This is a genomic window from Actinomadura terrae, from assembly GCF_022751215.1.
GTDB classification, from domain to species: Bacteria; Actinomycetota; Actinomycetes; order Streptosporangiales; family Streptosporangiaceae; genus Spirillospora; species Spirillospora terrae.
In genome coordinates this window covers 23,204-49,777 of the sequence record NZ_JAICDG010000006.1, presented here as the reverse complement: position 1 = coordinate 49,777, position 26,574 = coordinate 23,204, and the positions used below count along the sequence as shown (strand labels likewise).

Genomic DNA, 26,574 nt, shown 5'->3' with positions numbered 1-26,574 from the left:
GGTCTATGTCCGGTTCTCCTGCGCCGGCTCCTTCCTTGGGCGTGTTTTCTGGGCGGCCACCCAACCGACACCCGCGGCCAGTACGGAAATCGCGCCGATGGTGATCCAGGTCGGAGTGTTCCCGGATTCGTGGACCCACAGCATGACGAAGGGGGCCAGTCCCATGGCGATCTGGCCCGAGCCTCTGAACGCCCCCATGTAGCTGCCGCGCTCGTCCTCCGGTGCCATGCGCACGGCGAGGCTCTGGGAGACGGGAGCCCAGAGCATTTCGCCGATGACGAATGCCCCCGTCAACAGCACGACACCCACGATGTTGGGGAGCAGGAGGAGGATCAGGAAGGAGACCCCCATGAGCAGGCTGGCCAGGGTCAGCTTCACCGACGAGGAGATCGTGCGGGTCACACGGGTGATTCTCATCTGGAAGAGCACGACGATGATCGGATTGATCGCGTAGATGAACCCCCATGCGGACGGCGCCAGGTGATAGTCCGACACGGCGACCACCGGGAGCACGGAGGAGTAGGTCACGTAGATGAAGTAGCCGAGGAGTGTCGACGCCAGCAGCAGCACGAACGGATGGTCTCGCCAGATACCCGTCCTGGAGCCCTGTGCCGGTCTTCTATCGGCTTTCCCGTTGCGTGCCGGGGACGTCCTGGGCATCCATGTCAGGACGATCGCCACGGTCGCCAGCCCGAGGACGCCCGCGCAGATGAACAGCAGCGTCCAACTGTGCGTCAATAGCACCAGACCCGCCATCGGCGGGCCCAGCATGGAGCCGATGTTGAACATGACTCGGCTGGAGGCGTAGGCGCGTTCCTGCTCTTCCGCGGGGGCCAGGTCGGCGACGGCGGTATTGCTCGCCGATGTCGCCGGGGAGCCCGCCGCCATCGCCAGGACCGCCCATCCCAGCTTGACCGGTGCCGCTCCGGGAACCAGCGGCAATGTCAGAATCAGCGCGGAGGCCAGCGTCCACCCGCCGACCATTACGCGTCGCCGCCCGAAACGGTCCGACAGGCGGCCTCCGACATAGCCGGTGATTCCGCAGCCGCCGGCGTAGGAGAGGAACATCACGCCGACCGCCGCCGCCGATGCGTGAACGGAGGTCTTGGCCCACACTCCCGCATAGCTCCACACGCCGGTGAAGGTGGCGGTGCTGACGAGAGTGATCATGAGGATGGGCCACAGCGACGGCGCGACATCGTCGCCGAGGACGAGCGCGAGGACGCGGGCGAGGGGTCTTCTCGGGCGCTCAGCGCTCGGGGGACTGCTCAACTCTGAGTTGATCATGTGCTCTCTATGCCGGGCCGGAACCGGTTTCTGGTCGGGTGGCCGGAGCCAGGCCTTTAAGGGGTGGGGCGGGCTCCGAGCGCGAGCATGTAACTGGGCGCCTGCTCGCTGTCCTCGGTGCCCAGGATGCGAGCGAATCGCTCGTCGTCCAGAGCGGGCGTCAGAAAGGTGCGGACATCCAGCGCGGCCGCCACCATGAGCGCGGTCTGCATGAAGGCGCCAAGGTCGAACTGGGTTTGGCGATAGGCGTGCGAGCTCGGAATCCGTGTCATGTACTCGCTCCAGTTGAGGGCGAAGATGACGAAGGCGGGTGCTCCGACGCTGAAGTCCTGGTCCCAGAGCAACTCGCTGATGGAGGCCATTTCGGGGCGCCCGCTGCCGGTCGGCTCCAGCGCGTGATGGGCGGGGCTGTACCGGAACCGCCAGTCGATCTCCAGCAGCTCGGCCGGCCCGGTCTCGGGATCGAGCAGCAGGAAGGCCGTCACCGGGTGGGCGGCGACCCGGTCGTCCGGCCGACCTGCGGAGAACGGGGTGGTGTGGAGGCTCCTGCCGCCGGCGGAGACGATATGCCTGAACGTCCAGTGCAGGATGTCGGCGAGTTGCTGCACGGACAGCGTCGTGTCGCTGAAGTTGCGATGTGTGCGGCGCTTGCCCAGCGCTTCGAGGGCGGGAACGCTCTTCAGACGCTCGGAGGCAGGCGGCAGCGCGACGGCGCGGGAGGACACCAGATCACGCGGCAGCGGCAGCGGCTCTTCCGGCCGCGTTGCCCCCGACATGCCGGCCGCCTCGCCGGATGTTCTCGTTGCGGCGTGCAGGACGGCGGCGTCCCGCCATCCGATCCTGGACCAGATGAGTTCCGACTCTGTGGGCAGGTGAGGTTCGGTCACCAGCAGTCCATCGGTCACGAGGGCGCGGACGGTCTCCCGCGCCTGCACGAGCGGCGACCCTGCGGCCTCCGCGATCCGCTGCGCCAGTTGGGCCGATGTGATCGGGCCGCGCAGTCCCACCAGGAGCGTGACGAGCGCCGGCGAGTCGGTGCGAAAGCACCGCCGGCCCGGTCCCTCTCCCCAGGCGACTTCGAGCCGGGTGGGATCGGTGAGGGCACGGCGTCCGATCACCGGCTGTGTCGGCCAGAGCAGCCGGTGCTCCGCCACCGCCGTCACGTCCTGCGCCGGTTCACTGATCACGGTTGTGCCTCCTGCCGACTCCGAGAACACCCACGACCGACTCCTGCCACTGATCGAGAAGGCCCAGGGCCCGCTCCGCCCCCGCCTCGTCCACGGTCGGCGAGCAGGCAAGGTCCAGGTCCAAGGCGGACCCGGCCACGCGAAGCGCCTGGGCGGCGTGCCCGGCTTCCATGAGGACCATCCGATAGGACCTCGCGTAGCGGTACTTCCAGTTGTGCCGTATCCAGCGGACGGTGAGGAACAGCACCGCATCCGCGGCCGCCATCTCCGGACGGTCCGGCGCCACGCCGTCGATCTGGGCGACAGCGGCGGAGTCGGCGACCGGGTTCAGCTCTCGAAGCAGCGGGTCATAGTGGTAGATCCCGGCGGGAAGGCCGTCCACCCGGCGAGCAGCCACATAGAGCTCCAGCGGGTGCCGGGCACCGCCCGACGGGTAGCACTTCTGCTGGTGCGGGCCCAGCACGGCCACTTCCATGGTGCGCTGAGTACTGAAGGCGTGCCCGAGCAGCGCACCGAGGTCCTCGACGCGGAGCGCTCCAACGTCATCGGCGGGCAGCGCGGGGGCGGTGCAGGTCAGCGCATCGGCCAGCGTTCTCCCCCCGATCGGTGCCTCGTCGTCGTCCTCCTGGAAACCGACCGCGGGCCCGATCGCCTCTATTTCTTTGAAGATGGTCGGCTGCGGGCCGAACGACGGATCCGCCACGTAGCTCTCGAACAGCTCGCGCCCCTTCTCGCTGCCCCACAGCTTCTCGAATCGGAGACCGCGGGTGGCGGCGTGGAAGTCGTAGGCGTCGCGCCACCCCCACCGTTCCCAGATGTCGCCCTTGACGCGATAGCGGCTCGCCACGTCCTCCGGCGTGAGGGTCTCATGCTCGATGAAGTAGTCGACGAGCGTCGAGGCCTCTTCCAGGTCGGCGAAATCCAGCCGCCGCGCCAGCGAACGTTCCAGCTCGGCGCGGGGAGCGGGTTGGGTCAGGGACAGCAGCCAGTTCAGAAGGTCGGCGCTGGAGAACTCCAGCGTCTGCCGGTCGGAACCGGTGCCGCTGAAGAGTTTGAAGACGTCCTCGGAGTCCAGGGATCGCTCCGCCCGAAAGAGCGGAGACAATTCGTACTTACTGTCGGGAAACAACGCACTCGTCACTGTTCCTCCTCACGCGCCCGGGAAGGCGGGCCCTGCCACGAGGGAGGGCCCGCCGGTATGCGACCGGGCGATTATCAGCCGGGGTGCTGCATGGTGGCGTGGATCGACGGGGTCGTGCAGCGGACCTCGACCGATCCCTTCTTGGTCTCGACCGCGACGGTCTTCCGCGTGATGATGGCCTGCATGACGGCCTTCCTTTCCAGCCCGAGGGGCCTGGTAGGAGATTCGGACAAGCAGAAGGTTCGGCCAGCGAAGTTGATCTGGTCAAGGTGCGCCAACAATCACGGAACGCTTACCGTCTGTAATTTCCCGAGGAAATAAGAGCGTTTACGCGGCGATTTCGGTTCAGCTGGAACAGTGGCCGTTGTCGGCCACTGCACCCCTCTGTGCGGACCCCTTATTCTCGCTCTGTTCTCGGCGGCGATCATTAGTGAGGTCCCTATGCGCATGCGCCCGACCCGCACGGTGCGGCTGCTCGCGGTCATTTTCGCTATCCTCGGAGGAGTCGTGGCCCTGAACGGCTCCGGCAGCCCCCCGGCCGGAGCCCGGCCGCTCACCTATGAGCAACTGAAACCGATTCAGCGGCGGATCATCTCCGCCTCTCTCGCCGAGGCTCTTCGGCCACAGCCGAATAAATCCGCCCTTCGCTCAACCGGAGAGAGGACGGCGACCTCCAAGGCTCCTCTTCCGGCGGACGCATCGCGCATAGGCACGAGCACCAAGGTCAACCAGGATCAGCTCAACGACACCGATGACGACATGCATGGGCGAGGCCAGGCGCAGAACGAACCCTGGATCGCTGTCGATCCGACCAATCCCGACAGAGTGATCGCCTCCTATCACGACTACCGCCGTGGCGACGCCTCCTGCGGGGTGAGCTACTCCTCCGACGGAGGCCGCCGCTGGAAGGACTCGACGATTCCGGACCAGTTCGTCCGGGGTACCGCCTTCGGCAGCAAGGGCCGGTACTTCTTCCAGGCCGGAGGTGATCCGGGCGTCGCCTGGGACAGCCGGGGAAACGCCTACTACGCCTGCGGAATGTTCAATCGGGGTTCCGGCACCACACCTTCCAGGGACCTGTCGACGGGCCTGTACGTGTATCGCTCCACGGGCACGGGGGGAGCGACCTGGAACTTCGCCGGCAAGCCGGTGGCCGAGCAGCCCGATCTCCAGGGCGCGGGCCTCGACGAGGAAGACCGGCAACTGATCGCGATCGACAGCGATCCGCGGAGCCGCTTCCGCGACCGCGTCTACGTGACCTGGACACGGATCGGGCAGGACGGAACCGCCTACATCCTCGCCTCGCACTCCACCGACTACGGACAGACCTTCAGCAAGCCCGTCGTCGTGAGCCGCGATTCCGCGATGTGCAGCTTCCAGCACGAGGCTCCGACTCCCGCGGGGCGGTGCAACGAGAACCAGGGCTCCCATCCCGTAGTCGGGCCGGACGGCACGCTGCTCGTGTTCTACAACAACTACAACACGCCGGTCGGGACCAAGGACAACCGGTTCCAGGTCCTCGCCTCACGGTCCACCGATGGCGGAGAGACCTTCGCGCCACCGGTGAAGGTCGGAGACTTCTACGACTTCCCCGACTGCATGAACTATCAGGGGCAGAACCCGGACAACGGCTGCGTCCCGGAGAAGGGCGAGGCCAAGAACTCGATCTTCCGGGCGGCCAACTACCCCCAGAGCGCGGTGGACCCCACCGACCCGAAGCACCTCGTCGTCAGCTACGGCTCCTACATCAACCGCCACTCCAACGAGCAGACCGGGTGCACGCCCGAAGGGTTCGACCCTCCGAGCGACGCCAGGGCGACCTACGGGCCGCTCTACCAGGGGGTCAAGAACGGCGGCTGCAACAACGACATCATCGTCGCCACCTCCACCGACGGCGGCCTGACCTTTGACGGGGGAAAGGCCGACGTGCGCCGGATGCCATCGGTGGCAGCCGGCCGGCAGGCGACCACGGACCAGTTCTTCCAAGGTCTGTCGATAAGCCCGCGCGGCGTTCTGGCGATCGCCTACTACGACCGCCAGTACGGCAACAGCGAACGCTCCGGATATGCCGACATCACCGTGACCCTGATCAGTGAAAGGCGGTCCAGGAACGTCCGGGTGACCTCGTCGAGCATGCCCCCTCCCACTCAGATGTCCCCGCCCTACTTCGGCGACATCATCCGGGTGGTGACGACCGGGACCGCGGCGATGCCGGTCTGGGTGGACACCCGGCGTGACGCGCTCTTCCTCTGTGCTGGGACCGCGCGTCCCGGCAGGCCACCCGAGCTTTGCACCGGCCCCCCGCCCGGCTCGCAGACGCTGAAGAAGGCCAACGATCAGGACATCGCGACCGCGCGAATCCCGATCGACTAGCCGAGCCGCAGCTGAGTGCCTGTGTCACATCCTCAGGGCTTGAGTAGTTGATCTTCAGTGTGAGGCTGTGACGGTCCCGAAGACGGTGGTTTGGCGCGGTAGGGCGTGCAGTACCTCCACGATCAAGATCATTAATAGTGATGCACTGACCTGAATCCAGGATCGTTTTGCGGCGGCGGTGTACAGATCGGTCTCCAGTTCGGGAGCGGTTCTGACCGACTGCCGAGCCTGCCGAGAGTAGCGTCGTTACCTACAGCGCCAGCACCGAGGGGAGGCGACGCAGATGTCGCGAGAGAATTCACAGCCGGAAAGAAGGCGGACGCTGGAGATCCTGGACACGATGTGTCGGGAGCTGGCCCCGGCCGCCAACGAACTCAACGAGCAGCAGCTACGTGAAGCACGCTCCGCGCCGTCATTCGTGTTCGTTGCCCACAGCCTGCACCGGACCGACTGGCTCGCAGACGACATTTTCGCAACCGGGATCCCGATCGACACCGCGACCCGGCGGCCCTTGCACCAATTCCAGTAGCCGCACCATGATTGTGACTTCCCCGGTGAACCGTTGATGGTCGATTGCACCCTCGGCACCTACCTGCAAATACGCCACTGCTCCAGGGAATACGCGCCCCCGAAGCCGCCGCTGCTCAGCCGAGGACGCTGGCGGAGATCACAATCGGTCTACCGGCCGGACCCCCAGGGTGACCTGGCCATAACGTCGGTCACGATCATGGTCTGGGAGGACGGCAGCCCGACCCTCATCGCCGTTCCTAGCCCTCCCTACGAGGAGGGCTTTTGGAAGCGCAAACCCGCCCCACCCCCGAAGTCCACCCGATACCGCGGTGACCTGGCGGGATGGCAGAAGCTGCTCTATGAGACGGGATACGCCCCGCTGGTCGGGCCGCGGTGATGGCGAGCGACTCTCGCGGATCAGATTTGTTCACCGCGCACTCCACGGCGAGCAGGGGTGGCGGCCTTGGCCGGGCACGCTCACGCTTGGAGCGTGGCCGAGGGCGAGTTGCGGCGGTGCCCGGGGTGCGGGGACCTGCTTCCGGGCTGGTTGCGGCGGGATGCGCGGTTTTGTAGTGCGGCGTGCCGGGCTCGGCATTGGCGGTGGGTGCGGCGGACCCGGGCGCGGGTGGCGGTGATCCTGGACGTTTCGCCAGCGGCGCGGGCGGTGTGTCCGGAGTGCGGAACCGAATGGGTGGTCGGTGCCGAGCGGCAGCGCGGCGCGGTCTATTGCGGTCCGGCGTGTCGCACACGGGCGTGGAGATCACGCAGAGCCGTTCGCGAGGGCGTCACGGTGACGGACTCCCGAACGACTGAATGATCCCTGTTTGGCTGGATCTGGCCTGGGAGAAACGGTCCTATATCCAGCCTGTTATCACTTGCCGAGATCAGGCACACACTCACGGTCAAGCGTTTCCGGAGGCGCCGGGAACCTCACGTGAGAGGAGCACGGGGATGAACTTCCCCGCAGACCACGCCGAGGTGGGCAAGGTCGGGCAGGTCAGCACCGGGCGATATGAGCAGTTGGTGGCCCAGGCGCGCGAGCTGGTGGAATCGGTCGGCCGGGCGCAGTTCGCGCTCGGGGACCTGGCGCTGGAGATCGAGCCGATGAACCCGGCCGGGACCGGCGGGACCACCGCCGCCGGGTGGGGCGTCGAGCGATCGATGCGCCAGTTCGCCGACGACATCGGCCTGGCCGCCGAGACGGTGAAGCACTACCGGTGGACCTCGGCGTGGTGTCCGCGGGCGCACCGGCAGCCGAAGGTCTCCCACCGGGTCCACGAGATCCTGGCCGCGATCGGCGACGAGCAGGGGCGGTGGGAGCAGATCAAGCATCCGCCGCTGGATGAGCTGGTGGGGCGGCACCGGTGGACCTGCGACACCGCCAAGCGCGTGGTCGGGTGCAACTGCGTCGACACCCCGTTCACAGTGCCCGAGAAGGTGCGGGCGGTGCGCGAGTTCACCCGCGACGAGCAGGTCGCCGCGCAGGTCGCGACCGAGCTGCTGCACCGCCCGGACGTGGCGTTCAAGGCAATGGCCGACGACGTCGCAAAAGACATGGTGAACCGGGCCCAGGTCGACCACACCGCCCAAGCGGTCAACAAGCACGCCGAGCCGGTCGCGCCGGTGATGCGGGAGCTGAACCGCCGGATGGAGTTCGTCGATCTGATCGCGGCCTGCGCGGCGTTCACCGCGGCCGTCCAGCGGTGCATGGCGATGCTGAAGGACCACCCCTTCGCCGAGCGCGAGCGCGAGGCCCTCCGGGACCGCCTCACCCAGGTCCGGGCCGCGGCGGACTGGATCGAGCGGGCCGCCGAGACCGGCAACCTCACCCTGGACGAGGCCCTGGCCGCCATCCTGCGCGACAAGTGACCAGGCCATGCCTGGTTCCAGAGGCGGACACGGCAGTGCAGGCGGCAGTGGACACGGCGATCGGCGCGGTGGTGGCGGACGGGGTGGTGGTCGGCGGCCGCGGTTGCCGGCGAACGTCTGCGGGGAGCCCGGGTCGCGCTGATGGAGGCCCGGCCCGCCGGCCTGACCACCAGGCAACTGGTGATCGCGACCGGGCTGAGCGAGTACTACGTCCGCAAGGGCCTGCAATGGATCAAGGACAAGGCGGCCCTGGAGCACCTCACACCGCTGACCTGGTCCCAGAAACAGGGGTATCGGTTTCCCGACGACCCCGCCGACTGGATCGCCTACGAGCGGCGCCAGTTCCACCACGAACTCACCCGGATCACCCGGCTGATCAGCGCGACCATCGGCCCGCACACCGGGGCCCGCCCCGACGACAAGGCCATCAAGATCGTGCTGGCCCAGCTGGACGGTATCCGCGCCACGCTGGAGATCCTGGCGACCGGGTGAGCCGACCCTGAACCCGCGGGGGCTGGCCGCGCCCAGCCCTCGCCGCGCCCCCAGTTCTTCCTGCTCGCGCCATTGCTTCCCGACAGTTCGGGCTGCCCTGCCATGCGCCGACGCCGCTATCCCTCCGACACCAGCGCCGCCGAGTGGGCGCTGATCGAACCGCTGCTGCCGGTCCCGGCCTGCCAGACCGTCCGCGGCGGCCGCCCCGAGGCCCACCCGCGCCGGGAGATCGTGGACGCCATCCGCTACCTGGTCGACAACGGGATCAAATGGCGCGCGCTGCCCGCCGACTTCCCGCCCTGGCGGACGGTCTATGGGTTCTTCGCCCGCTGGAGCGGCGCCGGGGTGATCACCCAGATCCGCGACCAACTCCGCGAGCAGGTGAGGTTGCGCGCGCAGCGCTGCCCGCGCCCGGTCACCGCCGCCATCGACTCCCAGAGCGTCAAGGCCGCCGAAACCGTCGCCAAGGTCGACCGCGGCTACGACGCGGGCAAGAAGATCAACGGCCGCAAACGGCACGTGGTGGTCGACACCCGCGGCCTGCCGATCCTGGTGCTGGTCACCCCCGCCGACCTGCACGACAAGCACGTCGCCCGGGACGTGCTCACCCGCGTCCGCCTCAGCAACCCCCAACTCACCCAGGTCTGGGCCGACTCCGCCTACGGCGGCACCCTGATCGGCTGGGCCGCCCAACGCCTGCGCCTGACCATCAACGTCGTCCCCCGGCCCCGCAACCAGCACCAGTTCGTGGTCCTGCCGCGCCGCTGGATCGTCGAGCGCACCCTGTCCTGGATCATGCGCGCCCGCCGCAACTGCCGCGACTACGAACGCACCGCCGCGCACTCCGAAGCAATGATCACCTGGGCCGCGATCACGTTGATGACCCGCCGCCTCACCCGCAAGCGGCCCGCGCGGGCCGCCACGCCGCCCCGCGCCCTGGCCGCCTGACCGGCGCCCTCACGGATAGCCGTTTCCACAACCCGACATTCCGGGGCATCGGAAACGGCTATCCGTTGAGATCGCCTGCCTCCGGCAACGACGTCCGGCGCGCCCGCCACGCCCGCAGCCGGCACTTCGGCGAGCAATAGACCGCATCCGCCCGCCGCCGCACCCCCGCCCACACCAGCACTCCGCACACCGGGCAGTGCCGCCACGCGATCAACCGCGCCCGCCACCCGGCCGGGCCCCGCAACCACTGCGCCGCCTCCAGCGAAATCACCGTCGCGGTCAACCTCTCTCGCTCCACAGCCCGCTTGCGCGCCCGATACGCCCGCATCCCGCACGCCGCCGAACAGTACATGCGCCGCGGCGACGACCCCACCGGCAACCGCGCACCGCACACCACGCGCTTCCCGACCCGGCCCACGCCAACAGGCTTCCCCCAACACCACCCCACCACCACAACCCGGCCCGCATCAGACCGGGCGGGCTTTGAACACAGGCTCTTAGAGCGCGATAAAACCTGATCAAGTCCACAGATCTGCGCCCAACGCTCATCCGCCTTGTCCCACCACCTATCGGTCTGGGCGAGCCGCTGGCCAAGAAGCTCGCCGACGCGTCGGCATTGCCGCGTGTCCGGGGGTGCCGGCCAGCAACGCGGCGAGGGGGTGGAGAAGTCCAGTCGTGCGCATGATCGCCTTCCTGTTGGTGCTGATGTCCCGAGCGTTCCGGATCTAGGTGCGGCGGCCTATCCCCTGAGCTGGGGGTCGACCGGCTGGGACGGGTGCCCGAGGCGTCAGGTGATCAGGGCGGCGGCGAGTTCGTCGCGGCCTGTGACGCCGGTCTTGCGGTAGACGGACTTGAGGTGGTCGTTGACCGTGTGGACCGACAGGTCGAGGCGGCGGGCGAGTTGCTTGAGGGTGCCGCCGCCGCAGAGGGCGGCGGCGATCTGGCGTTCCCGGGCAGTGAGCCCGTACCAGTCGCCGAACTGCGGCAGGAGTTGCGGAGCGGACGCGGGCTGGATGATCGCCGCGACCTCTCCGGCGCTGCCGTCCAGGAACTGGGCCTGGCACATCATCCAGCGGCCGAAGTTGGCGGCCGGTCCCAGCATGGTCAGGGAGGTGCCCGGCGGTTGCCTGCGCAGGCGCATGGACAGCCCGGAAAGGAAGGCGAGGAAGACCCATTCCGGGGAGGAGTGGCCGCCGCGCAGCCAGTCCAGCATGCCGCGCGCCTGGGGGGAGGCCGAGCGAATCGCATGGTCGGGGCCGAGGATAACCACGCCGGGCGGCGGAGCGGGTTGGGTCGGCACGAGCGGGCCCCGGACGACGTAGTCGTGCAGGAACCTGATCAGCGTCGGGGTGAGGCGGTGCGCGTGTTCGACATCGGCGTCGTCGAACGCCTTGCCGTCCTGGGCGCGCAGCAGCCCGAGCGTCCCCCACACGCCTCGGGCATCGCGGAGCAGAAGGCGCATCTCACATCCGACGCCATGGGTGCGGAAGAGGTCACGGGCCGCGCCCTCGGCAGTGGTCACGCCCGCTGGGAGGACGCGTCGTAGGAGTTCCTCGGGTTGAAGGGGATGGACGCCGCTGTTGTAGTCGTGCAGCAGATCGTGGCCGAAGGTCACCTCCGCGCCGTGCCAGAAGCTGAACGACTCCGGTCCGAAACCCGCCGTCGGGCACGTGCCGACCAGGTATACCGCGTCGTGGGGCACGACAGGGGCGAGTGCCCGGGACACTGCTTCCGCCAGATCGCCGGTCGAGGCTCCGTGCCTGACCGCCGCGAGGAGGTCGTTTGCCGCACGATCCGCTGACGTCATCTCCATCTCCCAAGCATCCGTGTAACCGGCGTTCTCGGTCCAGGAGTGGTCTTCGTCCGAGCGGGAGCGGATGATGAACGTACGAGCTCCAGTCTCGTCCTCGTAAGTGAGGAGGAGCTGGACTAGGGCGTGTTCCTGGGCATGTCCGGCTGGTTGATCGATCGCGGCCCCGGACTGGAGGGAACGGTGGTGGGGACATTGGACTTGGTCGCATTGGCAACCGTGTTCGTGATCGGCGTCCCCGGTTCAGGGGGCGATCGGGTTGCCGGGGGAGTCCAGCCAGATCCTTTGGCCCTCGCCGGTGACGGTGATGCCGAAGCGGTCGCGGCCGGGGCATCCCCAGGAGACCCACCGCAGGTAGGCGGTCTCCACCTCGCTCCACAACCGTCGCGGCCCGGCCTGGGCGACCGCGTAGTCCTCGCGGCCCGGTTCGTAGTCGGCCAAGGCCCAGGAGCCCTCGGGGTCCCGTAGGTGCAGCCGGACACCGCCCTGGCCGGTCTCTTCCTCGACTGCGGCCAGACCGGGGACCAGAGCAGCCACGGCCACGTCGCAGCCGTAGGAGTCGCCGGTGGCGGTGCGCGGGTCCAGCCTGGTCGTGCTCTGCTCGCCCTCCTTCTCGACGGTGGGGGCGTAGTGCTCGAACCGCTGGGAGCGCAGCATCATGTAGCCGGCGTCGCCGCAGAACCCGCCGATGGCCCGGCCGTCGGAGGTGACCCTCAGCCGGGCCTTATGCCCGTAACCGAAGCCGGGCACCCAGGGGAACACCACCCGGCCGCCGGGGCGGGTCTGCTCCACCCACGCATAGGGCACCTCCCGCACCCCGCAGGTGACGTGCACGCGATCGTAGGGCGCCCCCGCCGGCCAGCCGTCCGCGCCGTCGGCGACGATCAGGCGGGGGCTGAGCCCGGCCGCTTTCAGGTGCTCGCCCGCGCTGGCGGACAGCGCGCCGTCGATCTCGACGCTGACGACGTTGTGGTCACCGGCCCGGTGCGCGAGCAGCCCGGCGGTCCAGCCGGTGCCGGTGCCGATCTCCAGGACCCGATGGTGATCGCTGAGGCCGAGGAGTTGGAGGAAGGCGATCACGACCCCGGGGGCCGACAGCGAGGAGGTGTAGTTCTCCCCGCCCGCCTCCAAGGGGGTGGCGCCGTCGTCGAACTGGGTGGCGATCGAGTTGTTGGAGTAGACCGCCTCCAGCCACGCCTCCTCATCAGCGGCGCGGTCAACGAGCCGGTCGGGGCCGTTCCCGCCGTCGACCCACGCCAGCGAAGGGGCGAACAGGTGCCGGGGCACGGCATGGAGCGCCTGGTGCCAGGCCGGATCGCTCAGATGCCCTGAGGCGGCCAGTTGATCGGCCAACCCCTGGATGTGGTCGGGGATCGGCTTCACTTGCCGCCCTTCTTGATCGGACGGTCTCCGTCCTGTGTCGGCTTGGGCAGCTTGATCGGCTGCGGTTTGTCTGGCGGCGCTCCGTGTTTGCCCATCGCCCCCGATCCCCTCTCACCCATCCGTGCGGCCTGATGTCACGGCCGCGATGCTGATCTTCTTCGGTTCACAGCTATGGAGGCAGTCACGGTAGAGGCACGATCAGCTGCCTTCCGGCCTTCCCGGCAGGGCATTCCCCAGGCCGGCAAGTTGATCACCAGGCTGCCGAGGAACACGAGCGTAACGGCCCACTCCTTCTTGAGCCCTGCCACGAGGGCCACAAGGAGGTAGAGGATGTTGGCGACCAAAAGGCCCAAATTCGGGAAGGTGCGCGCCGCCCAGATCAACCCGCCAACCACTAGGGGCATCAAGAGAAACAACAGTGCCGGGAACCAGCCACCCGACAGTCCTACCAAGACCACATTGATGAGATAGAGGAAACCTAAGCAGCCGTAGTCGACAGTGTCGTCATCCATGGCGCCCTCCACGTGATAGGGCGTGGTATGTGCCAGCATGTCACCCCTGCAACAATCTTTCCAGCCCGACCACGCTGGTGCAGTCCCGCGTGACCCGCACCCACTCCACGGCCGGCTCATCGGCGTTCGCCGCCAGGACGGCCCGACAGGACCACCTATTCCCGGCCTTTGGGCTTCTACCACCGGGGCGTCACCGGGTCGTCGGGCTTTGAGCACAGGCACTTACTGCCGACCGTGAAAGACCGGATCCGGCGCTCGGACCACGATCGTCCGCAGCGCGGATCCGGGTCGAGGGTGCGGATTACTCCTCGACCGGCACGAGCGTGACCGGGATGCCGTTGAAGACCGCGTTGCCGGACATGGCGTCGAGCACGGCGTTGTCGGTCAGCGCGTTCGCGTTGGCGCCGGCGTGCTGGGCGGCGACCCGCTGCGCCGACCCGGCGTGGCCCCAGCCGTGCGGCAGGCTCACGACCCCCGGCATGATCGCCTCGGTGGGCTCGACCGGCACCACGACCTCGCCGACCGCCGAACGGACCAGGACCGTGTCGCGCAGGTCGAGCCGGGCGACGTCGGCCGGGTTGACGTGCAGCGTGCACTGGTTGCTGCCGCCCACCAGGGACGGGACGTTGTGCAACCAGCTGTTGTTGGAGCGCAGCTGCCGCCGTCCGATGAGCAGGGTGGCGGCCGGTGTCTCCGACAGCTTGCGCCGGAGCCGTCCGACCTCGTCCGCGAGCTCGGCGGGCGCGAGCCGGACCCGGCCGTCGTCGGTGCAGACGATCTCCGGCAGCCGCGGCTCCAGGGCGCCGAGGTCGATGCCGTGCGGGTTGGCGCGCAGGTCGGCAAGCGTGAGGCCGTACGGGCCGAGCCTGAGCAGCGCGTCCAGCATCAGCTCCGGCCCGCTGTCGCCCTCCAGCGCGCCGCGCGCCGTGGCGACGTCCTGGCCTTCGAACGGCGACCCGGGGATCTGGACGCCCGCGCCCAGCAGCTGCCCGAGGATCAGTTCGTCGAGCTCGCGGGGATCGGCCTGCGCGCCCTTGCCCGAGGCGATGAGGATCAGCTTGGCCATGATCTCGGCCTCGGAGAGCTGGCCCGGCTCCAGCGGCAGGATCGGCGGGGAGAACCGCGTGTAGTTGCGCACCGTGACCATGAGCAGGAGCAGGTCGTAGTGCGGCATCTGGAGCATGCGCGGGGGAGGCAGGATGACGTCGGCCATCCTGGTCGTCTCGTTGAGGTACGGGTCCACGCACACCATGAACTCCAGGTCGCGCATCGCCCGGCCCAGCCGCGGCCCGTTCGGCGCCGACAGGACCAGGTTCCCGGCGACCGTCACCAGCGCCCTGACCTGCCCCTCGCCGGGCGTCTCGATCTCGTCGGCGAGCGTGCCGACCGGCAGCTCGCCGAGCACCTCCGGCAGCCCGCGCACACGGCTGCGCCAGCGTCCCGAGGTGAAGGGCTTGGGTCCCCAGGGGACCTCCATGGTGGCGGGCCTGGTGAACATCACGCCGCCGGGCCGGTCGAGGTTGCCGGTCAGCACGTTGATGACGTCGACCAGCCACTGGGTCACGGTGCCGAAGTCCGCGGTGCAGGTGCCGACCCTGGTGTAGACGGCGGCGGTCTCGGCGGCGGCCAGGTCCCGGGCCAGCCGGACGATCGTCTCGGCGGGCACCCCGCAGAGCGGCGCCACCGCCTCCGGGGCGAACGGCGCCGCCAGCTCCCGCAGCTCCTCCAGGCCCGACACCGGAACCCTGACCTTGGTCAGGTCCTCGGCCAGGAGCGTGTGGACGATGCCGAACAGCAGGCTCGCGTCGGTGCCCGGCCGGACGAACAGGTGCTCGTCGGCGAGCCCGGCGGTGCGCGTGCGCCGCGGATCGACGACCACCAGCCTGCCCCCGCGCTTGCGCAGAGCGCGGAGGCGCCCCGGGAAGTCGGGCGCCGCGCACAGCGACCCGTGCGACTCGGCCGGGTTCGCGCCGATCACCAGCAGGAAGTCGGTGCGGTCCAGGTCGGGCACCGAGATCGCCAGCGAGTTGCCGAACATCAGGCCGACCGCGACGTGCTTGGGGATCTGGTCGATCGTGCTGGCGCTGTAGAGGTTGGTGGTGCCGAGCGCCTCGGCCAGCGGGCCGCGATAGAAGATCCCGCCCATGGTGTGGAACGTGGGGTTGCCGAAGTAGGCGGCGACCGCCTCCCGGCCGTGGGCCTCGATGACACTCGTCAGACCACGTTCGACGGCCTGGAACGCCTCGTCCCAGCTCGCCTCGCGCCACCGCTCCCCTTCACGGATCATGGGCGTGCTCAACCGGTCGGGGTCCTCGTCCAGCCGCCCGAGGCTGGCGCCCTTGGGGCACACGTAGCCGCCGGAGAAGGGATCGTCGGCGTCCCCCTTGACCGACAGCACGCGTCCGTTGTCGTCCAGGGTCAGGCTCAGGCCGCAGACGGCGTCGCAGATCGGGCACGTTCGGAGGGCGGTTCTCATCGGCACTCCCGGAGATCGACGGATATGGCACGCCGAGCGCTCCCAGGCGCGCGCCATGCGTCCAGCCTCCAGAGGCGCCGTTCGTCCGGCATCCTCCGGAATGCGCTGCCCCGATCTCCCCCCGAACGCGCGGCCGACCGCGCGGGACGCCCGGCCGTCCGCGACGATCGCCTCAGGGGGTGAGGTCTACGGGGATCTCGTGGCCGCCGCCGAACTGCCAACCAATGGCGGGCCGAAGGCGTCCTGCGCTCCCATGGGCCCGGCCGGGTCCTTCCGGTGGTGGGAGTTCACGCTGTCGCTTCCATGGCCGGTGCCCGGCTTGCCTGGTCGAGGGCATCGGCGAGCAGGCCGATCTGTCGGGGGTCGCCCGAGCAGGGAAGCAGAACCAGGTCGTCGGCGCCCGCCTCGGTCAGGCGGTCGATCTCCAGGCGCAGCCGATCGGGGTCGGTCAGCAGGTCGGGCTGGATGTGAGGAAGGTAGTCGGGGCCGTAGTAGTGCGCCGCGTAGGCTTCGGCGGTCCGGGCCGCGCCGGGTCCCAGGCAGAAGTAGCGCTCGACGATGACGCGCGGCCGTCCGGGGCGTGCGGCCCGGGTCCATTCCCGGTGGACGGCCTCGACGCCCTGTTCAAGGGTTTGCAGGCCGAAGGACGGGGCCACCCAGCCGTCGGACAGGCGGGCGGCTCGGGCGAACCCGGCGGGTACCAGACCGGCCAAGAGCAGTCCGGGGCGGCCTTGGGGGAGCGCCGGGACCGGGCCGGAGGCTCCGATCGTCTCGCCGCGCCATACGGCGCGCATCGCCGCGAGGGCGGCCTCGAACGCGGCGCCGCGCCCCGTCATCGGCGCGCCGCTGGCGGCGTAGTCCTCGGGCCAGCCGCCCATGCCCAGGCCCACGGTCAGCCGTCCGGCGCACAGCCGCTCCAGCGAGTCGATCTGCTTGGCCAGCAGCACGGGGTTGCCGCGGTAACCGGCGTTGAGGACGGTGGTCAACAACTCGATGCGTTCGGTGCGAGCCGCCGCGGCGGCCAGCGCGACCAGCGGGTCCAGGTTGTCGTACACCAGCCGGTCGATCACTCCCAGGGAGGCGAAGCCGCGCTCCTCGCTCTCCGCGGCCCAGCGTCCGATGACCGTGGCGTCCGTGTCCGGCACGGCGGCGGGCAGCCCTATTCCGATTCTCAAGTTACTTCCTTTAGTGATTGCGGTCGTGTGCAGTTTCGGATGCGGGGGGCGCGGATTCGGCCGAGCCGTCATGCCGGCGCCGCTTTTGGGGGAATGTTGAAGTTGATGCGGAAGACGTTGCCGGGGTCGTAGACGGCTTTGATTTCGGTCAGGCGGGTGTAGTCGCCGGGCCGGTAGGCGGTGCGGACGATGGCCGGGTCGGCGTCCTCCACACCGGCGAAGTTGATGTTGGTGCCACCGGTGCCCCAGGGACGCAGGTCCGCCAGGAACCGGTCGCGCGACTCCAGGCTCCCGGGGGCGGGCGTCGCACCGGTGAACAGGCAGAACACCGCGTCCCTCCCGCCGACGCAGTTGGGGACCTCGGGCGGACGGGAGTAGGCGCCGCCGAAGTGCCGCAGCTCGGTAATGAACGGGGGCTGAGCGTCCGGTCCGGCGTGGGCCAGGAGCGTGTCGACCGCGTCCTTGCTGATGTCGCGCAGGAATACGTTGCGGTCGTAGGCGAGGTAAGGGGCATCGGTGGGCTCGTGATGGATGGTGCCGACCTCGGCGTAGGGCATGTCCCGCACCGTGTCCAACAAGGTGGGGCCGATCTCTCGCAGCGGCCGCACCAGTTCCTCTCCGCCTTCGGCGTCGCTGAAGGCGATCCGTACATGCGTGACGAATTTGCCGCGCAGCGGCTCTGGCACTGCGGGCAGGTTTGGGTTCTGGGCCAGCAGCACCGAGGAGGCCATGTGCTCCGGCAGCGAACGGGTCCATTCGGCGTAGGCGTGCAGCACGTCGCCTGTAGCGTCGGCGGGGAAGTAGAGGCCGCCGCCGTACAGCTGCGACACCGGGAACAGCTCGATCTCCATGCCGACGACGACGCCGAAGTTGTCCTTTCCTCCACGCACCGCCCAGAAAAGATCGGGATCGCTGTCAGCGCTGACCTCGCGCAGCCGGCCGTCGGCGGTGACCACGCGCAGCCGCCGTACGTGATCGGCGGCGAAGCCGAAGCGGCGGCCGAGCAACCCCGCGCCCCCGCCGGTCGTGTAGCCCACCGCGCCCACGTTGGGGCTGGAACCGTTGAGCGGGGCCAGGCCGTGCGGGGCGGCCCGCTCCACGACCTGCCGCCACCGCGTCCCCGCCTCCACCCAGGCGGTCCTGGCCCGCGGGTCCACCTCGACACCGTTCATCCGCCCGGTGTTGATCAGTACGGCCCCGTCCGCCGCCACCGTAGGGCTGTGGCCGGTGGCCATCACACCGACGGCCCGCCCCTGCGCCACCGCCATCCGCACGGCGGCGGCCACGTCCTGCTCGTCGATCGCGCCGACCACGTACGCCGGACGCGACTCCATTGCCCGGTTGAGCCCCATCCGCTCCCGGTCATACGCATGCCCACCAGGTCGAAAGACCTGGTCTGAAGATAGATTCATGCAGGTCAACGTAGCCACGCGGCGGACGGCGGTCTTGTAGGAATCGGACACCCCGCACCCGCCGCCGTTGTGCTTTTAGGGGCTCGGCATGAACGTGGGGATCAAGCGGGCCGCCGCCAGCGTCCCAAGCACCCCACCGACCAGGCCATCGAAGAACTCGGGCGCGCGATCTGTCCGACCTCCATCTACGACCACCTCGCGGACGAGGAACTGAGAAGGGAACGACCGCCGGGTCGCCGACCACAGCAGCTTCAGATTCGCCATTCCGGTCATGTGCGGGACGAACCCGGGGCCGTCGATGAGGACGCCGACACGACTCAGCACGCTCGCGCCTAGCCCGACCGGTTCGCCGAGGATCGTCGCGGTGCCGGCGTCCGGGGCCGAAAGTCCGACCAGCATCCGGATCGTCGATGTCTTTACCGCGCCATTCGGGCCGAGCAGCGCGCAGACCTGACCGGTTTCCACCGTGAAGCTGAGTCTCCGGACGACCTCCCTGCGCCCATACCGTTTGGACAACTCGCCGGCGCGAATCATCGGCGAGCCGGTGGTGGGGAGTTCCATGACGTGCCTTTCACATGTGTGCACGGGCGGGTACGGATGACTGCGAATGAACGTGCGGGCATCAGGAGGAGCGCCGCGTCGGATCAGGCCGCACGGTTGGCGCGGGCCATCAGTGGCACGGCGGTGAGCACTCCGCCTACCAGTCCGATCCCGAGGGTGAGCATCACCAATGACGGGACGGACGTCAGTTCCCCGGTGCCGAGCACGGACCACAGCGCGTCGTGGAACGCGACTGCGAATTGGGTCGCGACGGATCCGGCCATCACCGACACCTCCGCGATGTGGCGGGCGGCCGTGCGCGGCGGACCCGCGACGAAGCCTCCGATCAGGTCCCGACCCAGCAGAGGGCGAGATAGGCCATCGTCTCGACGACCAGCGCCCACGCGATCAGCAGGGGATTCGTCTACCCCTCGCCGATGGCGAGAGCGCCGACCACGCCGACGGCGACCAGCGCGCTCAACCCCGCGAAGACGCCCGTCGTGTGCCGACGCACCCAGGCCGCGTGGCCGTCGGTCACTCGGCGCCGCAGTACCGGAATCCGTCCGCAGATCCAGACGAGGTCGCTGAGCCAGTCGTACCTCCATCGCGCGGATGATCCGCGCGGCCGCCGGCAGCGCGCCAGCAACACCGTCGCGACGAGCGCGGCCGCGCAGGTCACGACCAGTCCGGCCACCAGCACCGCGGTCCACCGGTTCCAGGCCGAGGCGTGCGCCCCGACGATCACCCCCGCCCATTCGGCGACCAGGGTGGCCCCCATCAGGGCGATCACCACCCAGGCCGCGCGCACCATCTGATGCGCGCGGTCGGGGCCGCCCGGCGCCCGCCACGCGAACATCCGCACTGCGATGACCCCGGCGAGCCTCGGCACCGCGAAGACCGTGAACGACACGGCGACGTTGTAGGGGTCGTCCTGCCAGGGACTGGTCGCCCGCACCGTCCTGACCTGGGTTCCGAGCGCGCTCAGCGCCTCGAACAGGCCCGCCGCCCCCAGGGTCGCCCAGATCGCGGTCAGCGCCGCGTGCCCGGCCTCGTCTCTGTTCTCCACAGCCGTCATAGTACGCGGGACGTATTACGCGACAAGTAGTAACGTGCTGCGTAGTACTCTGCTCCGCAGGAGGCCATGTCCATGCACAGCAACGACGCGCAGATGCTCGTGCTCACCGTCCTCGCCGACGGGCCGCTGCACGGCTACGCGATCAACACCGCGATCCAGGAGCTCACCGGTAGCCGCCTCGGACCGGGCAGCCTCTACGGAGCCCTGTCCCGGCTTGAGGCCCGCGAGCTCATCCGGCCCGCCGACGCCGACGCCGCCCCTCGGGAACGGCACCGCACCATGGAGATCACCGACACCGGCCGGGCCACGCTGCGCACCGAACTCGAGCGGATGAACCGCATCTCCCAGGCGGGGCTGCGCGCCCTCGGGATCACCCCGGCATGAAGGCCGCCACACTGATCACCGTCCTCTACCCGCCCGCGGTCCGCGACCGATGGGGCGCCGACATCAGCGACGAACTGGAAGCCGCCGGTCCGCGATCCTGGCCCGACGCCGTCGCCGGAGCCGCGCGGCTCTGGCTCCGTCCGAGCACCTGGCCCGAGACCTTCGCCGGCCAGACCCGGCGCGTGACCGCCGTCGCCCTCTTCGTGGTCACCTCCGTCACCATGCTGGTGCTTCGAGCCGTCGAACCCTCTCCCGCGGTGACCGCCGACACCCGCCACATCGCCACCAGCCTCTGGCTCGCCCCCACGCTGCTCGGCATGGCCCTGGCCGCGCCGCTCCCACCACCGCACGGGGCCGCGCTCCGCCGCATGACGGCCGTCGCGATCCGCGTCCTCGCCGGTCCCGCGGCCGCGCTCGCGGCGCTCGTCCTGGCCGCCAACACCGAACTGGCCAGGCAGTCAACCGGGCTCACCTACGCCGCGCTCGTCGCCTACTACTGGGGGACGCTCGCGTTCGCGGCGGCAGGGATGTGCATTTTCGTCGCCCGCGTCGCCAAGGCCGCCGTCCTTCCGTCCGCGCGCCGGGTCGGCGCCGCGCTCGTCCTCCTCGGAACAGGGCTCGCGTGCGCGTCAGCGCAGAACGTGCTGGTGAGCATCAGGACCGGCTCCGTCACCGGCTCGTTCGCCGCGACCGTGGCGCTCACCCTGCTCGCCGCCGCGACCATCAGCGCCGGCCACGACCTGCGACCGCCCACCAGCTGAGTGCCGGGCCACTCGCCCTGGCACCGACGTTCACTGGCACCCCACGACGTCCCACAGCGTCCCCGCTCCAGCCGCACGCTTCCCTCACGACTCGAAAGCACGCCGGTGACGATGCCTGACAGGAAAGGACTTCGATGATCGGACGGCCCGGGCCGCTCCTGACGATGCGGATGCGCGGTGACCTGGACGGGCTACTGGAGCCGGTGCCGGAGCTGCGCGAGATGACCCGGTTGACCTGGCTGACGACGCCCGCGGTGGAGGCAACGGCGCCCGCGGTGCTGACGTCGGTGAAGAAGCTGGAGTTCCTGCGCGGGATGAACGCGCACCAGCTGGATTCGTCGATGCTGCCGACGGAGCGACGCCGGTTCCCATCCACGCCGCCCGCTAGCCGTCGTCGCCTGGACCAACGAGTACTACTCCCGCGCCGTCCTCGAACTCCGCGCCCAGGGACGTGACGTCCTCGACGATCTTCTGTCCCACGTCTCACCCGGCCGCAGCGACCACATCAACCTGTTCGGCACCATCGACGTCGACATCGATGCCGAACTCGACAACGGTTGGCGGCCGCTGCGTCCTACCCAGCTCAACGCGCCGGGCCTATCGTTCCTGATCTCCCCGTAGCTGCCTGGCACAGCCTGATCGGGCTCGCGGACGATTCGTACCAACGCCTGGCATAGGCTGTGCGCATGATCGAGAGAATCGAGTCCTCCGTCCGCCTGTGAGCGAGACGACCGAGCCCGGACCGCTCGGAAACCAGATGAGCCTGTACGACCACTCCATGCGGCTCCATCAGCTGCACCCCGACGCTCCTCTGCCGAACGACGGCAAGCCCTACCCGGACCGCGTCGCGCATCGCCGATGGGTCAAAGGGCCCGACGACCGACGACGGCAAGGCGTCGCGGCGGCCGCCATCCTGGACGCGTTCTTCACCCGGCCCGACGCCACACCGGACGAGCTGACATGGGCCTTCCACGACGTGGACGTCCCCATCCACCGCAACGACCACATCACCGCCGCGGCTTTGCGCGCGGACCGCGAACGCGTCCAGGAGACAGGCCGCTGGCTGGTCCGCCATAGCCCCGACCAGTGCTCGACCGTCATCGGCCTCGCCCTGCTCGCCGCCGACTGGGACGAGCAAGACGTCGACCTGCTCCAGCACATCGGGTTGCTGTCGAACACCTTCGGCCCCCTCGCGGCGCACGCATTGAAACGCCGTGAAGGAGGTGGCGAGGCACTCCGGTGGCTCGCACCCCGAACCGCCGGCTGGGGCCGCGTCTATGTCGTCGAAGCCCTCTGTGAGATCGGAGGCCGCCGAGCTCGACCATGGCTGCTACGCCATGCCCTCGACGGCGACTGCCTCAACGGCTACTACGTCGGCGCCGTCGCCCGCGCCGCCGACGTCCACGAAGCAATTACCGCGTCCGACCCCGACGACGAGCTCATCGACCATACCGGCCGCCTCCTGAAGGTCATGGCCGGCAACAGCGGCATGGGCATGACCTGGGACGGCTACCCTCCGATCCGCCGCGTCCTGGACGCCCACGTCACCCACCTGGCCCACCAGCAACCGACCCGGCACCGCTACGTCACCGCCGCCTACATCGCCGACCGTCTTCTCAAAGCCGATCCCGACCTCCCCAACTTGCCGCCAGAACACCAAGGTCGACTGCTGGACCGCTACCTGACGATCCTCCGCCGCGACGACTGGTCATCCATGGCCCGTGCGAGCCTCGATCCTGCCGACGAATTCCCGGCCTGGTTCCTCGAGAACATCGCCGCACGCCTTCAATTGCTGAGCTGAACGCTCTGCCGCAGTAAATACCGGATTTACTGCGGCAGAGCCTGGCGTGCGCCGATGCTGAGCTGGATCACCTCTCCCGGTGATCAGGATCGAGGTGTACGCCTCGATGAGGCAGCGGCCGCCGACCTCATCACCGAGGCATTCATCGAGCGGGCCCGCCTGGTCGACGCCGACACCGTCAACCAGGAGCTGTCGGTGTTCAAAGCCGCCCTCACCTGGTGGCACCGCGAGGGCTGGCTGCTGACCAACCCGAGCCCGGGGATCGAACGTCGACCCGCGCCGTCGGACCGCACGCGGGCGCTGGCCCGCGAGCAGATCGCGGACCTGGCCCTCGACGACAAACGCGGGAAGGTCATCTTCAGGGGCGGCGCGGGCAACTGGGTGCACTGGCAGTCCGGCACCGCCCAGCTGCTACCCCGCCTGATCAAAGGCCGCACCCGCGGACCGGTGTGCCTCACCGAACGCAAGGTGCCCGCCCGAACCCCGCCCCTGGACGTCTGCCGCACCACCGGCCGGGCGCGCCTGTCCTACCGGCCCGCCGCCGAGCTATCCAAGTTCCGCACCCGCTCCCTGGCCAACCCGGGCGTCACCGGCCCTGCCGAACTCGAGCTGCTCGGCGGCTGGACCCTGCACCAGCTGCGGCACAGCGTCCTCACCCACGAAGCAGAGGACGGAACCAACAACCCACCCTGCTAGCCCGGTCCCGACACGCCTCCATGCGCTCCCTGGAGCGCTACTGGCCCGCGAGGAGGCTGAGTGCAGGAATTAGCGGTAGCGATCGTGAGTGGCTGGCAGGGCTGTTTCATAGGCGTCGCCTATGAAACACGGGGTTGCGATGGGCGCGGAGACGCCCCACGGTCAGAGCCGTCGAGTGTTCGCGCCGGAGGCCCGCTCCCGAACCTTGAGACCTCCTTCGCCTCCACGGTGCTCCGGGACCCCTGTCGTGCGCGGCGTGGCGCGATCACGATCAGCCTTACGTCAGCATTCCAGGCCTTGGGGCATGAATGGATAGGAAGTTTATATAAGTTTCTGATATAATCGAGGTATGTCCTTGATCGAGTCGCCTGCCGGCCTGGAGGCCGAAGCGCTGGACCTCGCCATGGAGCAGTTCACAGCGGTGTTCATTCGCCTGGCGTCGGTGGAGCAGATGAGCTTTACCACCCTGGGTGTCCTGCACACTCTGGCAGGTAACGGGCCGATGCGGCTGTCTGAATTGACGGCGAGCGAGCGGGTCACACAACCGGCGATGACGCAGCTCGTCACCCGGCTGGAGCGGGACGGCCTGGCTGTGCGGTCCCCGGATCCCTCGGACGGCCGGGCGGTGCTGGTGCAGCTCACACCCTCCGGCGCCAAGGTAGTCGAGTCGCGGCGAAAGGAACGAATCGATCGCCTGGCCGCCCTGACCGGCCAGCTCGACCCGCATCACCGGCAGGCACTCGCTTCGTCGCTGCCCGCGCTCCTTGAACTGGCCCGGCTCGCCGCCCAACCTTCCAACGGGCCGACCGGCACCGCTTCCCCCACCCAGTAAGGAATCACGCCATGACCAGCCTGCAGGCCCTTCCCCTGGAGCCCACTCCGATCCACGTGACCGACGAGGTTCTCGATGACCTGCGTGCCCGTCTCGCGCTGACCCGTCCGCCGCTGGATGAGGGGAACGGGGACTGGTTCTACGGCGTCCCGGACAGCTATCTCCGTGAGCTGGTCGCCTACTGGCAGGACGGCTACGACTGGCGCAAGGCCGAGGCCGCCATCAACGCCTACGAGCACTACCAGGTGAGCGTCGCCGGTGTCCCGGTGCACTTCATGCGCAAGCCCGGCCGCGGCCCTCGCCCGATCCCGTTGATCCTCACCCACGGCTGGCCGTGGACGTTCTGGCACTGGTCGAAGGTGATCGACCCGCTCGCCGACCCGGCCGCGTTCGGCGGCGACCCCGCCGACGCGTTCGACGTCATCGTGCCGTCCCTGCCCGGCTTCGGTTTCCCCGGCCCGCTCACCGGCTTTCCCGACGTCAACTTCTGGAAGATCGCCGACCTCTGGCACACCCTGATGACCGAGACCCTGGGATACGAGAAGTACGCCGCCGGGGGCTGCGACATCGGCGGGCTCGTCTCCAGCCAGCTCGGCCACAAGTACGCCGACGAACTGTACGGCATCCACATCGCCTCCGGGCTGCCGCTCGACTTCTTCACCGGCCCCCGCGCCTGGGACCTCGCCCAGGGCCGGCCCCTCACCGACGACCAGCCCGCCGAGGTCCGCGCCCGCATCATCGAGCGGGACCGCCGCTCGGCGTCCCACCTCGCCGTGCACATGCTCGACGGCGCCACCCTGGCCCACGGGCTCAGCGACTCACCCGCCGGGCTACTCGCCTGGCTGCTGGAGCGCTGGAACGCCTGGAGCGACAACGGCGGCGACCTCGAGTCCGTCTTCACCAAGGACGACATGCTCACCCACGCCACGATCTACTGGGCGAACAACTCCATCGCCACGTCGATTCGCTACTACGCCAACGCCAACCGCTACCCCTGGACCCCCGCCCACGACCGCACCCCGGTCGTACAGGCCCCGGTCGGCCTCACCTTCGTCACCTACGAGAACCCGCCCGGCATCCACACCGCCGACGAGCGCGTCCGCGCGTTCAAGTCCAGCCCGCAAGCCGATTGGTACAACCACGTCAACGTCAATGCTCACAACCACGGCGGCCACTTCATCCCCTGGGAGAACCCCGACGCCTGGGTGAGCGACCTGCGCCGCACCTTCCGCGGCCGCAGGACCTGAACGACCCGGCGCGCTCGTCGGGCACCGGACCAGGTGAACGTCCCCTCGCGAGGTCAGTGCGGGCTGACCGGCCCGCACCGCCTTGCCGCGGATCTTCTTCAGCTCGGCAGTGAGCTGCTTCTCCACCCGCCGCTCGGCACGGGCGTTGATCTTGTGAGCCAAGGCGACCAGCAGGTCCACCGGGGCGTCGGTGATCTCCGCCTGACGTGAGGAGCACGGCGCCGCGAGCAGGGTGATCCGTACGTCCTCCCAGGCCCACCGCACCCGGGTCGCGCTTCAGGGCGGCCGACAGGGCGGTGCCCATCTCATTGTCCTCGGCCACCAGGGACAGCAGCCGGGCCGTGCCCACCTCACCCAGGCGTCCGATGGTGCGGGCGCAGAACGTCTTCTCCCACGTGCCCCGGGCCGCGACGAGACCCTTCTCGACTCGGGTCCGGCCCGGCGGCTCGATCTTCCGCGCCCGGCACTCCACTGCGGCCGGCGGTACCTCTTCCAGCACATCGGGAAACCGGCCCTCCAGCTCGAAGAACCTCAGCACCAGACCGAAGCCGAGCCGCGTCGCCCCGCTCTTGCTCGCCACCAGGTCCCGGCCGCCGCATACCAGCGTCCAGTTCGCCAGCAGTTCCTCTGACGACCACTCCTGCCGCACGCCCCCCTTAGCCG

Annotated in this window: 24 protein-coding genes and 1 pseudogene; 13 read left to right on the top strand and 12 right to left on the bottom strand. The window is 69.2% G+C overall.

Annotation, left to right across the window (positions count from 1 at the left end):
* Nucleotides 1–3: 3 nt before the first annotated feature.
* Genes K2F47_RS32210 through K2F47_RS41580 form a run of 3 tightly spaced genes read right to left on the bottom strand, consistent with a single transcriptional unit; the run spans nucleotide 4 to nucleotide 3,615 of the window.
* Nucleotides 4–1,287 carry an MFS transporter gene (locus K2F47_RS32210; RefSeq protein WP_242909796.1) on the bottom strand — a complete coding sequence of 428 codons (1,284 nt, stop codon included), beginning with the start codon at nucleotides 1,285–1,287 and terminating at the stop codon, nucleotides 4–6.
* Nucleotides 1,288–1,343: 56 nt separating this feature from the next.
* Nucleotides 1,344–2,504: a nitroreductase family protein gene (locus K2F47_RS41585; RefSeq protein WP_242909795.1), complete on the bottom strand. Its 1,161-nt coding sequence runs from the start codon at nucleotides 2,502–2,504 to the stop codon at nucleotides 1,344–1,346.
* Nucleotides 2,464–3,615: a SagB/ThcOx family dehydrogenase gene (locus tag K2F47_RS41580; RefSeq protein WP_242909794.1), complete on the bottom strand. Its 1,152-nt coding sequence runs from the start codon at nucleotides 3,613–3,615 to the stop codon at nucleotides 2,464–2,466. Before K2F47_RS41580 ends, K2F47_RS41585 begins: the two co-directional genes overlap by 41 nt.
* A 441-nt stretch (nucleotides 3,616–4,056) precedes the next feature.
* On the opposite strand from K2F47_RS41580, the gene K2F47_RS32195 reads away from it, so the two are divergent.
* From K2F47_RS32195 to K2F47_RS32170, 6 genes and pseudogenes are all read left to right on the top strand, one after another.
* Nucleotides 4,057–5,988, top strand: coding sequence for a sialidase family protein (locus tag K2F47_RS32195; protein ID WP_242909793.1), 1,932 nt, complete (start codon nucleotides 4,057–4,059; stop codon nucleotides 5,986–5,988).
* A gap of 283 nt (nucleotides 5,989–6,271) precedes the next feature.
* Nucleotides 6,272–6,517 carry a hypothetical protein gene (locus K2F47_RS32190; RefSeq protein WP_242909792.1) on the top strand — a complete coding sequence of 82 codons (246 nt, stop codon included), beginning with the start codon at nucleotides 6,272–6,274 and terminating at the stop codon, nucleotides 6,515–6,517.
* 36 nt (nucleotides 6,518–6,553) lie between these two features.
* The gene (locus K2F47_RS32185) at nucleotides 6,554–6,895 is read left to right on the top strand and encodes a hypothetical protein (protein ID WP_242909791.1); all 342 of its coding nucleotides are present in this window, start codon (nucleotides 6,554–6,556) and stop codon (nucleotides 6,893–6,895) included.
* Nucleotides 6,896–7,449: 554 nt separating this feature from the next.
* A complete protein-coding gene (locus tag K2F47_RS32180) occupies nucleotides 7,450–8,367 on the top strand; it encodes a DUF6192 family protein (RefSeq protein ID WP_242909790.1) in 918 nt (305 codons plus the stop codon).
* Nucleotides 8,368–8,508: 141 nt separating this feature from the next.
* Complete coding sequence (locus K2F47_RS32175) at nucleotides 8,509–8,859, top strand: hypothetical protein (protein WP_242909789.1); 351 nt, start codon at nucleotides 8,509–8,511, stop codon at nucleotides 8,857–8,859.
* 102 nt (nucleotides 8,860–8,961) lie between these two features.
* A pseudogene (locus K2F47_RS32170) lies at nucleotides 8,962–9,801 on the top strand (IS5 family transposase); the annotation flags it as partial.
* A 793-nt stretch (nucleotides 9,802–10,594) separates the two neighbouring features.
* Here the strand turns inward: K2F47_RS32170 and K2F47_RS32165 are convergent.
* The 9 genes from K2F47_RS32165 to K2F47_RS32125 form a co-directional block, all read right to left on the bottom strand.
* Complete coding sequence (locus K2F47_RS32165; RefSeq protein ID WP_242909788.1) at nucleotides 10,595–11,614, bottom strand: helix-turn-helix transcriptional regulator; 1,020 nt, start codon at nucleotides 11,612–11,614, stop codon at nucleotides 10,595–10,597.
* A gap of 246 nt (nucleotides 11,615–11,860) precedes the next feature.
* Entirely contained in the window at nucleotides 11,861–13,000 is a 1,140-nt protein-coding gene (locus K2F47_RS32160; protein ID WP_242909787.1) for a methyltransferase domain-containing protein, read from the bottom strand.
* A 134-nt stretch (nucleotides 13,001–13,134) separates the two neighbouring features.
* Complete coding sequence (locus K2F47_RS32155) at nucleotides 13,135–13,512, bottom strand: hypothetical protein (protein ID WP_242909786.1); 378 nt, start codon at nucleotides 13,510–13,512, stop codon at nucleotides 13,135–13,137.
* 301 nt (nucleotides 13,513–13,813) lie between these two features.
* Nucleotides 13,814–15,988 carry a molybdopterin-dependent oxidoreductase gene (locus K2F47_RS32150; RefSeq protein ID WP_242909785.1) on the bottom strand — a complete coding sequence of 725 codons (2,175 nt, stop codon included), beginning with the start codon at nucleotides 15,986–15,988 and terminating at the stop codon, nucleotides 13,814–13,816.
* A 287-nt stretch (nucleotides 15,989–16,275) separates the two neighbouring features.
* Entirely contained in the window at nucleotides 16,276–17,163 is an 888-nt protein-coding gene (locus tag K2F47_RS32145) for an LLM class flavin-dependent oxidoreductase (RefSeq protein ID WP_242909784.1), read from the bottom strand.
* 68 nt (nucleotides 17,164–17,231) lie between these two features.
* On the bottom strand, nucleotides 17,232–18,575 hold the full coding sequence (locus K2F47_RS32140) for an FAD-binding oxidoreductase (RefSeq protein ID WP_242909783.1): 1,344 nt from the start codon (nucleotides 18,573–18,575) through the stop codon (nucleotides 17,232–17,234).
* Between the two features lie 75 nt (nucleotides 18,576–18,650).
* Nucleotides 18,651–19,136 carry an ATP-binding cassette domain-containing protein gene (locus tag K2F47_RS41030; protein WP_272497800.1) on the bottom strand — a complete coding sequence of 162 codons (486 nt, stop codon included), beginning with the start codon at nucleotides 19,134–19,136 and terminating at the stop codon, nucleotides 18,651–18,653.
* 83 nt (nucleotides 19,137–19,219) lie between these two features.
* Nucleotides 19,220–19,399: a hypothetical protein gene (locus tag K2F47_RS32130; RefSeq protein WP_242909781.1), complete on the bottom strand. Its 180-nt coding sequence runs from the start codon at nucleotides 19,397–19,399 to the stop codon at nucleotides 19,220–19,222.
* A 140-nt stretch (nucleotides 19,400–19,539) separates the two neighbouring features.
* Nucleotides 19,540–20,181, bottom strand: a complete 642-nt coding sequence (locus tag K2F47_RS32125) for a hypothetical protein (RefSeq protein WP_242909780.1) — start codon at nucleotides 20,179–20,181, stop codon at nucleotides 19,540–19,542.
* Between the two features lie 81 nt (nucleotides 20,182–20,262).
* Here K2F47_RS32125 and K2F47_RS32120 point away from each other — a divergent pair, with 81 nt between their 5' ends.
* The 7 genes from K2F47_RS32120 (at nucleotide 20,263) to K2F47_RS32090 (ending at nucleotide 25,911) form a co-directional block, all read left to right on the top strand.
* Nucleotides 20,263–20,574, top strand: a complete 312-nt coding sequence (locus K2F47_RS32120; RefSeq protein ID WP_242909779.1) for a PadR family transcriptional regulator — start codon at nucleotides 20,263–20,265, stop codon at nucleotides 20,572–20,574.
* On the top strand, nucleotides 20,571–21,335 hold the full coding sequence (locus K2F47_RS32115; protein ID WP_242909778.1) for a hypothetical protein: 765 nt from the start codon (nucleotides 20,571–20,573) through the stop codon (nucleotides 21,333–21,335). The genes K2F47_RS32120 and K2F47_RS32115 overlap by 4 nt, the downstream gene beginning before the upstream one ends.
* 333 nt (nucleotides 21,336–21,668) lie before the next feature.
* On the top strand, nucleotides 21,669–21,956 hold the full coding sequence (locus tag K2F47_RS41860) for a Tn3 family transposase (RefSeq protein ID WP_372490962.1): 288 nt from the start codon (nucleotides 21,669–21,671) through the stop codon (nucleotides 21,954–21,956).
* Between the two features lie 97 nt (nucleotides 21,957–22,053).
* Nucleotides 22,054–23,136: a hypothetical protein gene (locus K2F47_RS32105; RefSeq protein WP_242909776.1), complete on the top strand. Its 1,083-nt coding sequence runs from the start codon at nucleotides 22,054–22,056 to the stop codon at nucleotides 23,134–23,136.
* Between the two features lie 54 nt (nucleotides 23,137–23,190).
* A complete protein-coding gene (locus K2F47_RS32100) occupies nucleotides 23,191–23,832 on the top strand; it encodes a site-specific integrase (RefSeq protein ID WP_242909774.1) in 642 nt (213 codons plus the stop codon).
* 349 nt (nucleotides 23,833–24,181) lie between these two features.
* Complete coding sequence (locus K2F47_RS32095; RefSeq protein WP_242909772.1) at nucleotides 24,182–24,664, top strand: MarR family winged helix-turn-helix transcriptional regulator; 483 nt, start codon at nucleotides 24,182–24,184, stop codon at nucleotides 24,662–24,664.
* Between the two features lie 11 nt (nucleotides 24,665–24,675).
* Nucleotides 24,676–25,911, top strand: coding sequence for an epoxide hydrolase family protein (locus K2F47_RS32090; RefSeq protein WP_242909770.1), 1,236 nt, complete (start codon nucleotides 24,676–24,678; stop codon nucleotides 25,909–25,911).
* Nucleotides 25,912–26,574 lie beyond the last annotated feature (663 nt).